We start from the raw sequence: 13,314 nt of genomic DNA on the forward strand, positions 1-13,314 counted from the left end.
TCAGAAGGCCGGCTCCGCCTGCAGACGGCCGAGGTCGGACGACCGACGGCCGAGGAGTGGGAGCGCCGCGTCCGTCCAGGAGCTTCGGACACACGCGTCGAGGACGGCAGGGTCCAGATCCAGACCGAGGGCGGCGGCCAGGACGTGCGCCCCCAGACGGGGCGGGATCGCGTTTCCGATCTGCTGGCCGACGTCGTTGCCCGACCACGGATAGTCGCGCGGGAACGTCTGCAGCATGCCGGCCTCGGAGGGGGTGAACCGGTCGCCGTCGACGGCGCCCCGTCCGGTCACCCGGTTGCGCCGGATCTTGCCGGTCACGGTGGCCGACGGCTCGTCCGACGAGCGTCGACCACGGGCCCTCGGGTCGCCCCCCGTCCCGTAGTTCGAGATCACGGAGAACGGCAGGGGCCTGTCCAACGTGCGGCCCATCGTCTCCCACGGCAGGAGACCGGGATCCCCCACCTCGCGTGGGACGCCGCTCCGGTACGGCCGGTGGGTCGGCTCGGGCAGGTGTGGCTGTCCTCCCAACCGGGCGATGAGGACGGCCCGGCGCCGTGTCTGGGGGACGCCGAACTGCTCGGTGCGCAGGATGCCGGTATCGGTCCGGTACCCGACGTCCTCCAGAGCTGCGGCCATGGCCTCCCAGACCGGGAGTACCGCGGGCACCTGTTCGAGGACGACGATCTCGAAGGGGTGTTCCCGTTCCATCGCGGCGAGGGCCCACCGGAGGGGTTCCAGGACCAGACCGGTGCGGACGTCGTCCATCGAGTCGAGAAGTCGCGCGACGTCCTCGCCCTTCGCCATCAGCGCGACGAGCTCGAGGACACGGTCCAGGGCGCGGCGCCCCACTCCCGTCCCCGCGACCGTGAACGTCTGACACGGCGGGCCCCCGGCCAGCACCGTGGCCTGCGGGAAATCCGCCGGACCGTACTCACGCACGTCGCCCCGGACGGTCCGCAGACCGGCCTCCGCACGGGTCGAACAGGCGTTGGGGTCCCACTCCACCCCTGTCGCGGGCAACCCCAGCCACTCGGCGGCGACATCGAGGCCGCCGGGACCCGCGAACAGGTCCACGATCGGAACGGCCGCCGGGGTGTGGACGAACGGTTGATCGAGGACCACGGGTCGATGCTATCGCCCCTCCCCCCGGAGACCGTCCGCCGGCGGCCGTGTCGGCACCACGCGCCGCGCGTCACCCGGCACCGTGTCCAGGCAGGTTTCCACCCGGTCCGCGGCAGCGACCGGATCCTCGTGCTCCCACACCCGGACAACCGTCCACCCGGCTCCCCTCAGACGGGTATCGGTATCGGCGTCACGGGCGACGTTCGTCGCCAGTTTGGCCGCCCACCAGCTGCCGTTCGACTTCGGCGAGGTCGCGTGGCGAGGGCAACGGTGCCAGAAGCAGCCGTCGACGAAGACCGCGACCCGTCGCCGGGTGAAGACCAGGTCCGCGCGCCGCCGTCGGAGACCGTCGATGTCGAACCGGAACTCCACCCGGAAACGTCGCCCACGTCGATGCAGCTCCCGACGGAGGGCCATCTCCGGCGACGTCCCCGTACGGGCCTGAGCCGACATCCGACGGCTCACGTCGGGACTGCTCGGTGGCGCTCCGGTCATGGGTCCACTGTGCGGCATCGGGTATCCCCCGTCGCAACGGACTCCGGCGGACACCGCGACCGGTGAGCTGATCATTGCCCGCCACTTAGCGTCACCTTAGGCCGAACGGCCGAATGCTGCCGCCGTGCTCACCACAGATCATGACAAGCGGACGACCCGGATCTTCGCGGCGGTACCGCTGCTGCTGGCCGCGGCGGCGGGCGCCCTGGACGGGGCCTCGTTCACGGCGTTCCACGACATGGTCGTCAGCGCCATGACCGGCAGCTTCGTCGCGCTCGGCCGGGGGCTGGGGTCGGTGTCGGTGCTCGCCCCCGCGGCCTGGGCGCTGGGCGGCTACGTGCTGGGCCTGGTCGCCGGCACCGTGACGGCCGGTCTGGCCGAGCGGAGGCTGCCGGCCCGGGGCGCCGTCGGTGTCACGCTCGGCCTGGAGCTCGCGGTCCTGTCCGCGTTCGGTCTCGCATGGCTGCTCGGCGGGCCGGGACACACCTTCCCCGTGGAGCCGATGATCGGGACGGCGACGCTGGCGATGGGGCTGCAGGGGGCGGCGCTGCGCCGGATCGGTCCGGCCGGCACCCCCACCAACTACTTCACCGGGGTCGTCACGAACTGGGTGTCGGGCATGGTCGACCCGGCCGGGCGCAGCTGGAACCCCGGCGCCGGTGCCCGCATCGCGGTCTTCGTGCTCGCCGTCGCCGCGACGGGCTCGCTGCACCGGGTCCTCCCGGTCGGAGTGGTCGCGGTGCCGGTGACCCTCGTCGCGGCCGCGACGGCGCTCGCCGCGGCCGCGGCGCGCTCCCGGCGACCCGTCGGGCTGCGCCCGCACGACCACCCCGCGGACCGGACCCGGTCGATGGTGGCCCCGAGCAGGGCGTGAGCCGTGGACGGTGACGGATTCGTCCCCGTCGGGCAGTCTGACCGGCGTGGCCGCAACGGCGCGGCCACGCCGAGGACCGGGGGGTCACATGACGACCGAACGGGAACGTTTCCTGCCCACCGAGCAGGGCGAACAGGCCCCCAACGCCGGCCGGGTGCTGGCGCTGCTGTTCGCCGCCAACACGTTCAACTTCTACGACCGGGCCGTCCCGGCGATCGTCGCCGAGCCCGTCAAGCTCGAGTTCGGGCTCTCCGACCTGCAGATCGGCGTCCTGGCCGCGGCGTTCACCGTCGTCTACGCCCTGTGCGGGCTCCCCCTCGGGCGCCTCGCCGACCACCGCTCGCGGGCCCGGATCATGGGGTGGGGCATCGTCGCGTGGAGCCTGCTGACGGCCGCGAGCGGCGCGGCCTGGAACTACGTCTCGCTGCTGCTGATGCGGGTCGGCGTCGGTATCGGCGAGGCCAGCTACGCGCCCGCCGCGAACTCCACGATCGCCGACCTCTACCCGGCGGGGAAGCGGGCGCGGGCGTTCGGGCTGTTCCAGCTCGGGCTGCCGGTCGGGCTCGTGCTCGCCTACTTCTCGGTCGGTGCGATCGCCGAGGCGTTCGGGACGTGGCGGGCCCCGTTCGTGCTGGCCGCGATCCCCGGGCTGCTCATCGCGGCCGGGTTCTTCCTGGTGCGCGAGCCCCGCCGCGGGGCGTCCGAATCGGCGTCGACGACCACGGTCGAGGCGACCCCGGAACCGGTCGACCGGCCGTTCCGGCGGATCCTGGCCGTCCCGACGATGTGGTTCCTGATCGTCGCCGGGATCGGCGCGAACCTCGCCGCCTACTCGGTCAACACGTTCACCGTGCCGCTGTTCCAGCGCTACTTCGGCGCGTCCCTGACCGGGGCGGCGGTGCTGACCGGCGTCGTCGTGGGTGTGACGGGGCTGATCGGGCTGCTCGTCGGCGGCTGGGTCTCGGACCGGGCGGCCCGCCGCGGGGCGGGTGCGCGGGTGCTGGTCGGTGCGGTCGCGACGCTGGTGTCGGTCCCGCTGACCTGGTTCGCGCTGTCCGTGGGACCGGAGGCGACGGGCACGTTCGTCGTGCTGTTCGGCGCCGGCTGGCTGCTGCAGTACCTCTACTACACCTCGGCCTACCCGGCCGTCGCCGACGTCGTCGGGCCGCGGCTGCGGTCGACGGCGACGGCGGTCTTCTTCGCCGCGTTCTACCTGCTGGGCGGCGCGGTCGGGCCGGTGATCGCCGGGGCCCTGTCGGACGCGTTCGCCGCGGACGCCCTCGCCGCGGGCGCGAGCACGGCCGACGCCGCGGCGAACGGGCTGCGGCAGGCCCTCGCCGTGATTGTGCCGCTGTCGATGGCGATCGCGTCGGCAGGGCTGTTCCTCGCCGCCCGCACGGTGCGCCGGGACAACGAGCGGATGACCGCGGCCGCCGGCTGACCCGGGCCCTCAGCCGGGCAGCCGGGTCCAGTCGCGGTCGTCGACGTCGGTGCCGAACGCGTCGAGCGTCACCGTCGTCGAGTCCTGGCGCTGCTCCGGCAGCCGGATCCGGCGCACGTGGGCGCCGTCGAGCCACACCTCGCCCGGCTCGCCGTCGCCGGTGGTGACGGTCAGCCGTCGCCACCGCTCGCCGCGGTCGGCGACGACGCCGTGGTCGTGGGCCTCGGTGACGTCGGCGAGCCGGTCGAACGCCGCCAGCGGGGTGACGATCCGGCCGGGATCGGTGAGGCCCAGCCGGTCGAGCCTGCGGCCCGGCCGGCCACTCCAGACCCGGTCCTCGATCTGCACGAACGCGATGTGGTCGTGGCCCACCATGGCGCGGCGCCGGGTCAGGTCGAGGACTCCGCTGGTCACGACCTGCCGCGGCACCCGGCGCAGGATGGCCCGCGCCAGGGCCGGGAGCGGGCGCCGTCGCCGCGGGAGCGCCTCGCCCACGGCGCGGGTCCCGGACATGTCCATCAGCAGGGTGGCACGGGCGGTGCCGGCCGCGACGGTGCGGCCGACGGCGTCGCGCAGCCGGACCATGGCCGGGCTCTCGGTCGTCATCGTGGGGCCTTTCGCAGGTGGCTCGGGGACGAGACCGAGCCTGCCCGTCGTCGCGGTCCGGCGAATCGGTCCGGAGGACGATTCACGTCTCCACCGCAGGGAGGAGGCGGAGCGCAGGAACTAGCCTCGCCCGCGTGGACTTCGACGACGCCGAGACCGCCTACCGCGCCCTCGTCGACGACCACGTCACCGGCCGGGTCCCCCTCGCCGACGGCGTCGCCCGGTTCGCCGCGCCGCTGCGGGCGGCGTGGGTCGAGGACCGGGCCGACGACCGCGTCGAGGGCCTGGCCTGGGCCGCCGGGGGCGCGGTGGCCGCCGCCGCGACCGACCCGGAGCACCACGCGCGTCTCGCCGACCTGCTCGCCGGGGTGCGGGCGCTCGGGCCGCTCACCCGACGGTGAGGTCTGCACGGTGTGGGGGCTGACGATGTTCACCGACCTGCCGTGCGTCGGCGCGCAGCTGCGCGAGGCGCTCGACGTGCACCCGTCCGCGACGCCCGCGCTGTTCGCGTTCGCCGACCGGCTCACCGGTGCCGGGATCCTGGACTTCTCCGGCTGGGCCGGGTGGTCCGACCGGGTCAGTGACCGTCCAGGGCCCTGAGCGCTCCCGGGTCGAGCCGCAGGGACCCGACGGCGACGTTCGCCTCGAGATGGGCGAGGGACGCCGTGCCCGGGATGAGCAGCACCGCCGGGCTGCGGTGGAGCAGCCAGGCCAACCCGACCTGCGACGCCGTCACCCCCGCCGCCGCGGCGACCTCGCGCACCGCGGGCTCGTCGGCGACCCTGCGCGCGCCCGCCAGCACCCCGCCCAGCGGGTGGAACGGCACCCACGCGACGCCCTCCGCCGCGCACAAGTCGAGCAGCCCGTCGTCGTCGCGCTCGACGAGGCTGTACTCGTTCTGCACGCAGGCGATCCCCGCCGGGAGCGCGCGGCGCACGGTGTCGGGTTCGACGCTGCTCAGCCCGATCGCGCCGATCGTGCCCGCGTCGCGCAGAGCGGTCAGGACGGCGAGCTGGTCGTCCAGGTCGACGAGCTGGTCGCCCTCGGCACGGATCCGCGAGGTCCCCTCCAGCCGTCGCAGGTTGACCAGCGGGACGTGGTCCGTGCCCAGACTGCGCAGGTTGTCCTCGACGCTCGCCCGCAGCTGCTCGGGCCGCTGTGCGAGCCGCATCGGGAACGGACCGCCCGGGTCGGGGTCGGCTCCGACCTTGGTCGCGACGACGACGCCGTCCCCGGGCTGCAGCGCCTCCCGCAGCAGGTCGTTGACCAGGCCGTCGCCGTAGAACTGGGCGGTGTCGACGTGGTCGACCCCCAGCTCGACGGCCCGGCGCAGGAGCGCGACCGCGGCCGGGCGGTCGTCGCGCAGGCGGGCCAGCGCGCTCGCGCCGTAGCCGACGCGGGCGACCGGGCGTCCGGCGAGCGCGTAGGTGCCGCCGGGGCGGTCCGGGTTGCTCATCACGGGTCTCCTCGTCCCCGGTCGTCGCCGACCGGATCCCTTCCGATACTGCCCGCCCGACCGGGTCCCCGTTCCTCCGCAGGGGTGCGCCCCGCCGGGCGAGCGTGTATCTCCTTCACCTGACGCCCAACGCATCGGAGGAGCCCGTGGAGTTCGACATGCTGGTCGAGGTGCCGAAGGGCAGCCGCAACAAGTACGAGGTGGACCACGAGACCGGGCGCATCCGGCTCGACCGGACGCTGTTCACCGCCACCCAGTACCCGGGCGACTACGGCTTCGTCGAGGACACCCTCGGGGAGGACGGCGACCCGCTCGACGCCCTGCTCGTCACCACCGGGGAGCCGCTGTTCCCCGGCGTCCTCGTGCTCGTGCGCACCATCGGCATGTTCCGGATGACCGACGAGGCGGGCGGCGACGACAAGCTGCTCTGCGTCCCGGCCCACGACCCCCGCCTGGAGAACCTGCGCGACATCCACCACCTGCCCGAGTTCCACCGCCGGGAGATCCAGCACTTCTTCGAGATCTACAAGGACCTGGAGCCGGGCAAGAGCGTCGAGGGCGCCGACTGGGCGAACCGGGCGGCGGCCGAGGCGGAGCTGGAGGCGTCGCGGAAGCGGTTCCGGGAGACGCCGCACTGAGCACCTCCCGAACCCCCTGGGACGCGGCCCTGCGGGAGCTGGGCCCCGGTCGGTGGCCCGCGTATCTCACCGCGCACTCCGGCCTGCCCGGCCCGCGGGCGAACCTCACCCTGGTCGCGGCGGCCGCCGGCCGGGCGGACGCGGCGACGATCGGGGAGCTGCTGGCCGACGGCGGCGAGTACCCGGCGACCTGCGCGGCCGCGGCGCTCGGGCGGCGGGCGGCCGACCCCGGGTGCGAGGCCGACGCCCGCGCACTGGCCGCCGACGACCGCTGGCGGGTACGGGAGGGCGTCGCGCTCGGCCTGCAGTTGCTGGGCGACACCGATCCCGGGGCCCTCCTGGCCGTCGTGTCGCGGTGGTCGGCGGACGCGGACCCGCTGGTGCGCCGCGCCGCGGTGGCCGCGATCTGCGAGCCACGGCTGCTGCGGAGCCCGGACGCCGCGGCGGCCGCGGTCGCGGTGTGCCGCCGGGCCACGCAGTGGCTGGCCGCGCTGCCGGACGAGCACCGGAGGCGCCCCGGGGTGCGGACGCTGCGGCAGGCGCTGGGCTACTGCTGGAGCGTCGCCGTCGCCGCGGATCCCGGCCCCGGGCTCGCGGTGTTCCGGGATCTCGACACGTCCGACCCCGACGTCGCATGGATCGTGCAGCGGAACAGGACGAAGAAGCGGCTGTCGTCCCTGCTCCGGGACGAGCGGCCCCGGTGACCGGCCGCCGTCAGCGGCGTCCGTTGCAGGACACCGCGGAGTAGTCGCCGTCGGCCGACTCCTCGGAGATCACGGCGCCGTCGACGAGGATCCGGCAGGAGAGCTCACCGGACCCGCCCGCGGCGGTGACCGAGTAGTCGGTGGGCTCACCGGCGGCCGGGGCCGTGCGCTCCCACGGCAGGTCCGCGCCGGAGACCTGGGCGACCGAGGTGCCCCGGCCGAACGTGATCGTGACCCCCGAGCCGGACCCGGTGACCTCGTAGGTGATCTGGGCCGCCGCGGACGTCGTGGGTGCAGCGGCGACCTCGGTGGCCGGGACGACGCCGGGCTGGCCGCCGCCCGTCGACGCGCCGAACGCGACCTGACCCTCGCGCCACGCGGCCGGGGTCTCGTCCTCGGTGCCACCGAACACGGCGAGCCCGATCGGCACGGCCGCGGCAGCCGCCGCGACGACGCCGACGACCCACGGCCATCGGCGTCGACGGGCGTCCTCCTGCACGGCGCGGCGGCGTCCACGACGCGGCGGGTCCTCGACGACGTCGTCGGGACCGGGGGCCGGGTCGGGCTCCGCTCCGTCCTCGTCGGGATCGAGGTCGAGGTCACGCGGGTCGTACCCGAGGTCGTGCGGGTCCACCGGCCGGGCCCGGCCGTCGCGGAGGTCGGGGCCCGGCCCGGGCTCCGGGCCGTCCCACGGGGCGGGGGTGTCGCCGGGACCGGCGACCGCGAACCCGTCCACGCCGTACGGCCCGGCGTCGCGGTCCTCGGCCCGGCGCCGTCCGCCGGGCCGGGGACGCCCACCGAGGTCGTGCCCGGGCGGCGACACGAGCGTCGGCGGCCGGCGCACCGGGTTCGGCCGGGGCGGAGTCGTCGCGCTCGGGCGCAGCTCCCCGGCAAACGGTCCCTCGGGGTACGGATCGGCCGAGGGCTCGTCCGGTCCGGGAGTCTCCGGAGCGCGGCGACGCCCGCGCCGGGAGCCGTGGTCGATCCGGCCCGCTCCTGGCCCGGCCAGATCGTCACGCTCCGTGATCGACCGGGGACGGCCACGGGGCGCGGAGGGCCGGGGCTCGGGCTCCCGGGCGGACGGGAAGACGATCCCGGCGACGAGGTCCTCGGGCGAGAGATCCCGGGCCGGCGCCTCGACGATGTCGGCCGACCGGTCCATCACCTCGACCGATCGGCGAGGTCCACGTCGGGTCACCGGGGACGACTCGTCCCCGAGCACCCAGCGACCCGAGTCCGGGTCCCATCTCGGTCCTGACACGACGCCCCCCTTTGGTAGCCGTGCCGATTCAACGATTCGGACGCGCGCCAGTTACGGAGCGCGGTCACGGTCACAGAGCGGGGATCCCGTTCGGCCCTGCCGTCGCCCCGTTCGGACGCGCCGGAACCCGCCCGCTGACACCGGGCCCGGTCCGGACGAGAGTGGGCACCATGTCGATCGACCCGCAGTTCCTCCTGGGCCGCCGTACCACCGACGACCTCGCCGACGACCTCGGCGACACCGTCCGATCCTGCGACGTCCAGTTCCGCTCCTTCGGCGCACACTCCCGCTTCGCCGGCCCCGTGCGGACCGTGCGGTGCGAGAACGACAACGCCCTGCTCCGCGCCACGCTCGACGGCCCCGGTGACGGCGCCGTCCTGGTCGTCGACGGCGGCGGCTCGACCCACTGCGCGCTCATCGGCGACGTCATCGCGGGCCTGGCCGTGGCGAACGGCTGGGCCGGGATCGTCGTGAACGGGGTCGTCCGCGACAGCGTGGCACTCGCCGCGCTCCCCCTCGGCCTCAAGGCGCTGGGCACGAACCCCCGTAAGAGCAGTAAGACCGGGGCCGGGGAGGTCGACGGCACCGTGACGTTCGGCGGGGTCGACTTCGCCCCGGGTGAGACCCTCTACTCCGACGAGGACGGGATCGTCGTCGTCGCGCGGTGAGGTGCCGGCGGCTACCGTCGGCCCATGAGCGCCAAGTCCGACTCCCGGCTCGCCGAGTTCCTGCGCCGGGTGGAGGCGAGCGGCGACGACGCCGCTCCGGCCGCCGTCGTCTTCGGGACGGGTGAGGTCTCCGAGGTGCAGGAGTCGATCGCGCTGCAGTTCGCCGCGACCGTCCGGGAGCTCGGCCACGTCGAGCCCGCCGGCGGGCCGGACGGCGACCTGCGACGGGTGCGGCTCACCCCGGCGGGCCGGGAGTGGCTCGCGGAGTACGACCGGACGGCGCCGACGCTGCACCCCCGCTTCTCGTCGTAACCAGGGGCGCGAGAGCGCGGCACGCGCGCCGGACGACGGCGTCGGCGTAGGCGTGGTCGAGCGCCCCGGTCCGCAGCTGCCACCGGTGGAAGACCGGCGCGACGAACAGCTCGAACGCCTCGACGTCGCCCACGGAACCGTCGATGTGGCCGGTGGCCCTCGCCGTCGCGAACCGCCGGGCGAACAGGGCGATCTGCGGGGCGAAGACCTCCTCCAGCACCTGCGCACCGACCGCGGTGTCGACGAGCGCCTCGACGCACAGCGCCCGCAGCAGCGCGTCCCATGCGGGCACCGCGAGCTCGTCGACGACCGAGCGCAGCACCGCGGTGAGGTCGGCCTGCAGGTCACCGGTGTCCGGGATCCCCCCGTCACCGACGGCCGCGCGCGCGTTCCGGTGGGCCACGGCGTCGACCAGCAGGGGCCCCCGGTGGGGCCACCGCCGGTAGAGCGTGGCCTTGCCGACGCCGGCACGTGCCGCGATCGCCTCCATCGTCACCTGCGGGTACGGCAGCTCCGCCGCCAGTGCCAGGGCCGCCTCGAGCGCGGCCGTGCGCGCCCGTTCGGAGCGGCTGGTCGGCACCCGCGGGCGGTCACGGCTGTCGTCGTCCACGCGATCAGGATAGCGATCGAAACGGAACGTTCCGTATCGTAGGTATCATGAGTGTGCGTCGCGACGAGGAGAGCCCCGTGACCGGACGACCCGTCTGGTTCGTGACGGGCGCCGGCCGCGGGCTGGGCCGGGCCCTGACGCAGGCCGCGCTCGCCGCCGGCGAGCGGGTGGTGGCGACCGTCCGGCGGGCCGATGCGCTCGCCGACCTGCGTGCGGAGTTCCCGTCGGCGTTGCACGTGGCGACGGCGGACGTCCGCGACCGGGACGCGGTCCGGGCGGCGGTCTCGGCCGGTGTCGCGCGGTTCGGACATCTCGACGTCGTCGTCAACAACGCCGGCTACGGCCTCGTCGGAGCAGTCGAGGAGGTCGGCGAGGCCGAGGCGCGCGACATCGTGGACACGAACCTGCTGGGACCGCTGTGGGTCGCCCAGGCGGTGCTGCCCCATCTCCGCGCCCGCGGAGCGGGACACATCGTCCAGATCTCGACGACCGGCGCGGTCGGTGCCATGCCGACCCTGGGTCTCTACAACGCGGGCAAGTGGGGGCTGGAGGGCTTCTCGCAGGCGCTCGCCGGCGAGGTGTCACGCTTCGGCATCCGCGTCACCGTGGCCCAGCTCGGCGGGTTCGACACGGGCTGGGCGGGCCCGGGGATGCACTTCGCGACCCCCTCCGCCGTCTACGACGACCTGCGTCGCGAACTGTTCGGGACGGCCGAGGTCCCGTGGCACACGGAGGGGCCGCTCGGAGCGCCTGTTGACGTCGCGGTCGAGGCGCTCCGCCGGCACGTCGCCGCACCCGACGGACCGTTCCGGCTGCTCGTCGGCGACGATGCGCCCGGCCAGGTCACGACCGCGCTCCGGGCCCGGTGCGAGGACTACGCTGGCGACAGCCGCTTCACCTGGCCCGCTCCCGACAGCACCGGTGCTCACCCGTCGTCCCAGCTCCGCGGGGCGACGTAGCCGGTCTGCCCCCTCTCCGGCCCGAGCGCGAGGATCGGGCCGTCGAGCTCCTCCTGCCGCCGTCGCGGCGCTCCGCGACCGGGCGGTCGCGGGGGCTCAGGCGTCTCCCCTGCACGCGCCAGGGTCGGGCGGACGTGAGTTCTGTGGTCGATGTGACTCCGCCTTACAGGTGTCCGGTGGGTGCGCGCGGCAGAGCTCACCTGCAACGATCCTTCGAATCCACCTCCACCCACCCCCGTCGACACCGGCGGTGGCGGCGTTCTGTGTCACGAGTCGCGTCACGCGGGGCGAGACGATCACCCGAGAATCGCGGCGATCCCCGGTAGCGCGGAAGCAGTTCGGACGCCTCCTCGACCGACCGGTCGACCAGACCCCCGGTCCTGAACACGAGCCCAGGGACCGTCGAGTGCCTGATGCGGTGGCCGACGACGTCGGAGGCGACGCCGCTCAGCTGCTCATGGGTGAGGCGGTCAGGGTCTGTCGGCAGATGCCAGGTCCACCCGAAGGCGTCGGGCGTGTTGCCGATCAGACCCATCGCCCGGCCGACGTCAGGAGTCCGGATCAGCGACCGCTCGCGATCATCCGCAGCCGCGACGGTCCGATGCGCTGCTGCAACCAGGCGCAGCCAGGCAGCGCCGCCGCCGACGCCAGGACATACCCGCTCGTCACCCACTGAGCGCCCGCGAGTGACCCGCCGAGGCCGTCCGCGATCGTGAAGAATCCGACGTCGACCAGCGAGGAATCCAGCCGGCTGGGAAACCGCCGGTGACGATCAGCGCGATCAGAGGGCCGAGCCGAGCGCGCCGCGCGTTCGGGGTCGAGTTCATCGCCTCTCGCATCCGACTGGGATGTACCGCCGGCCCAGTTCAGAGTTCCCGGCCCGCCACCGGGCTCGGCGGCAGTCGCCAGTCCCCGCCACGGTCCTCACTCGAGAAGCGGGCGACAAGCTCGGGGATGCGCAGCGTGGTCGCCACGGCGGTCGCCGCCTGGAAGGCGGTGATCGCTGCACGGCTCTTCGGCATGCCGAGCTTGAGCAGGGCAGGCTTGACGCTCGCCTGGACCTCGTCGATGAACGGGCGCAGGGTGGCGTCGTAGTTCGCGAACGCCGTGGTCAGATCGTCCGGGTGTCGGTTGAGTTCCCCGGCGAGCACGTAGGCGCCGACGAGACCGGCCGACACTCCCATGCCGCTGTAGGGCGACGCGCAGTGCGCGGCGTCCCCGGCGAGGACGACGCGGCCGTTCGACCAGGTGTCGGTACGCACCTGGACAACTTCCTGGGAGTAGAAGAACGGTGCGTCTCGCATGCCGTCGATGAAGCGGTCGACCTGCCAGCCGGCATCGCGGAACCGGTTGGCCCAGAACCGCTTCTGGTCCTCGATCGGGCTGCGATGTATCGCCGATGCCTCCGCAGACTTCTCACGGAGCACGAAGTAGACCTGGGTCTGTTCGGGATTGTGGCTTCGCCGCATGATCTGGCGACCACCCGGAACCATGTAGGTGTCGCGGATGTTGCTGTCCGACCCCGTACGCGGGATGAACCAGTACGCCATGTGGATCCCGACCTGCCAGTACGGCTCGGCCGCGCCGGCGGGAAGGGCCGCCCGACGGACGCGGGAACCCTGACCGTCCGCACCGATGAGGACGTCGTACTCGCCGGTCGTACCATCCGAGAAGTGGGCGGTGACCTTCTCGTCGTCCTGCTCGACCCGGTCCAGGCCGGTCCCGAACACATACTCCGCGTCGTCCTTCGCCAGGTCGTGGAGAATCCGGACCAGGTCGCCACGCATGATCTCGTACTCCGAGGTCAGCGTCTGCCGACCCCGCCCCGAGGTGTTCGCCATGATCGTCGCCCGCGGCTCGCCGCGGGAGTTCACGAACGCGACCCCCGGCTCGTCGACGAGCTCCTCGCGGACCACGTCGAGCACCCCCATACTCCTGATCGCGTCGATCCCCTGCCCACGCAGATCGACCTGGGCCCCGGTGGCGCGGAGCGCGGGGAAACGTTCCACGACCGTCACCCGGTGTCTGCCCTGCCCCAGCCAGTACGCCAGCGCCTGCCCCGCGATTCCGCCACCGCAGATCAGGACCCGCAGCGGCGGTGTCTCACAGCTCGTACTCATGGCGATCCCATCACCCGGCATCTATCGCTGATAGATTCCGTTCCAGTC

16 protein-coding genes are annotated in these 13,314 nt (G+C 74.0%); 9 read left to right on the plus strand and 7 right to left on the minus strand.

What is annotated here, in order from left to right:
- Positions 1 to 1,122: a DNA cytosine methyltransferase gene (locus KPL60_RS17000; protein ID WP_226366433.1), complete on the minus strand. Its 1,122-nt coding sequence runs from the start codon at positions 1,120 to 1,122 to the stop codon at positions 1 to 3.
- 9 nt (positions 1,123 to 1,131) lie between these two features.
- Positions 1,132 to 1,635 carry a very short patch repair endonuclease gene (locus KPL60_RS17005; RefSeq protein ID WP_374228700.1) on the minus strand — a complete coding sequence of 168 codons (504 nt, stop codon included), beginning with the start codon at positions 1,633 to 1,635 and terminating at the stop codon, positions 1,132 to 1,134.
- 106 nt (positions 1,636 to 1,741) lie between these two features.
- On the opposite strand from KPL60_RS17005, the gene KPL60_RS17010 reads away from it, so the two are divergent.
- Positions 1,742 to 2,491, plus strand: a complete 750-nt coding sequence (locus KPL60_RS17010) for a DUF1275 family protein (protein ID WP_226366435.1) — start codon at positions 1,742 to 1,744, stop codon at positions 2,489 to 2,491.
- A gap of 88 nt (positions 2,492 to 2,579) precedes the next feature.
- A complete protein-coding gene (locus KPL60_RS17015) occupies positions 2,580 to 3,932 on the plus strand; it encodes an MFS transporter (RefSeq protein WP_226366436.1) in 1,353 nt (450 codons plus the stop codon).
- A gap of 9 nt (positions 3,933 to 3,941) precedes the next feature.
- Here KPL60_RS17015 and KPL60_RS17020 read toward each other — a convergent pair whose 3' ends face one another.
- Positions 3,942 to 4,538, minus strand: a complete 597-nt coding sequence (locus KPL60_RS17020; RefSeq protein WP_226366437.1) for a hypothetical protein — start codon at positions 4,536 to 4,538, stop codon at positions 3,942 to 3,944.
- 134 nt (positions 4,539 to 4,672) lie between these two features.
- Here KPL60_RS17020 and KPL60_RS17025 point away from each other — a divergent pair, with 134 nt between their 5' ends.
- Entirely contained in the window at positions 4,673 to 4,939 is a 267-nt protein-coding gene (locus KPL60_RS17025; protein ID WP_226366438.1) for a hypothetical protein, read from the plus strand.
- 10 nt (positions 4,940 to 4,949) lie between these two features.
- Positions 4,950 to 5,138 carry a hypothetical protein gene (locus KPL60_RS17030; RefSeq protein ID WP_226366439.1) on the plus strand — a complete coding sequence of 63 codons (189 nt, stop codon included), beginning with the start codon at positions 4,950 to 4,952 and terminating at the stop codon, positions 5,136 to 5,138.
- Here the strand turns inward: KPL60_RS17030 and KPL60_RS17035 are convergent.
- Positions 5,116 to 5,994, minus strand: coding sequence for an aldo/keto reductase (locus KPL60_RS17035; protein WP_226366440.1), 879 nt, complete (start codon positions 5,992 to 5,994; stop codon positions 5,116 to 5,118). The two genes, KPL60_RS17030 and KPL60_RS17035, sit on opposite strands and share 23 nt — an antisense overlap.
- Before the next feature lie 146 nt (positions 5,995 to 6,140).
- Between KPL60_RS17035 and KPL60_RS17040 the strand changes: the two genes are divergently transcribed.
- Together KPL60_RS17040 and KPL60_RS17045 are read left to right on the plus strand one after the other, a co-directional pair.
- Entirely contained in the window at positions 6,141 to 6,632 is a 492-nt protein-coding gene (locus KPL60_RS17040) for an inorganic diphosphatase (RefSeq protein ID WP_226350534.1), read from the plus strand.
- A gap of 347 nt (positions 6,633 to 6,979) precedes the next feature.
- The gene (locus KPL60_RS17045; RefSeq protein WP_226350533.1) at positions 6,980 to 7,336 is read left to right on the plus strand and encodes a hypothetical protein; all 357 of its coding nucleotides are present in this window, start codon (positions 6,980 to 6,982) and stop codon (positions 7,334 to 7,336) included.
- A 10-nt stretch (positions 7,337 to 7,346) separates the two neighbouring features.
- On the opposite strand, the gene KPL60_RS17050 is transcribed toward KPL60_RS17045, so the two are convergent.
- A complete protein-coding gene (locus KPL60_RS17050; RefSeq protein WP_226366441.1) occupies positions 7,347 to 8,498 on the minus strand; it encodes an MmpS family transport accessory protein in 1,152 nt (383 codons plus the stop codon).
- Between the two features lie 269 nt (positions 8,499 to 8,767).
- Here KPL60_RS17050 and rraA point away from each other — a divergent pair, with 269 nt between their 5' ends.
- On the plus strand, positions 8,768 to 9,265 hold the full coding sequence (gene rraA, locus KPL60_RS17055; protein ID WP_226366442.1) for a ribonuclease E activity regulator RraA: 498 nt from the start codon (positions 8,768 to 8,770) through the stop codon (positions 9,263 to 9,265).
- Between the two features lie 24 nt (positions 9,266 to 9,289).
- A complete protein-coding gene (locus KPL60_RS17060) occupies positions 9,290 to 9,577 on the plus strand; it encodes a hypothetical protein (protein ID WP_226366443.1) in 288 nt (95 codons plus the stop codon).
- Here KPL60_RS17060 and KPL60_RS17065 read toward each other — a convergent pair.
- Positions 9,501 to 10,187, minus strand: a complete 687-nt coding sequence (locus KPL60_RS17065) for a TetR/AcrR family transcriptional regulator (protein WP_226366444.1) — start codon at positions 10,185 to 10,187, stop codon at positions 9,501 to 9,503. The genes KPL60_RS17060 and KPL60_RS17065 overlap by 77 nt on opposite strands.
- Positions 10,188 to 10,234: 47 nt before the next feature.
- Between KPL60_RS17065 and KPL60_RS17070 the strand changes: the two genes are divergently transcribed.
- Positions 10,235 to 11,146, plus strand: coding sequence for an SDR family NAD(P)-dependent oxidoreductase (locus tag KPL60_RS17070; protein WP_226366445.1), 912 nt, complete (start codon positions 10,235 to 10,237; stop codon positions 11,144 to 11,146).
- An 866-nt stretch (positions 11,147 to 12,012) separates the two neighbouring features.
- Here KPL60_RS17070 and KPL60_RS17075 read toward each other — a convergent pair.
- Positions 12,013 to 13,266 (minus strand): FAD-dependent monooxygenase, encoded by a 1,254-nt coding sequence (locus tag KPL60_RS17075; protein WP_226366446.1) that lies wholly within the window; start codon positions 13,264 to 13,266, stop codon positions 12,013 to 12,015.
- Positions 13,267 to 13,314 lie beyond the last annotated feature (48 nt).

Source organism: Pseudonocardia sp. ICBG162 (genome assembly GCF_020496225.1).
Lineage (GTDB): Bacteria > Actinomycetota > Actinomycetes > Mycobacteriales > Pseudonocardiaceae > Pseudonocardia > Pseudonocardia alni.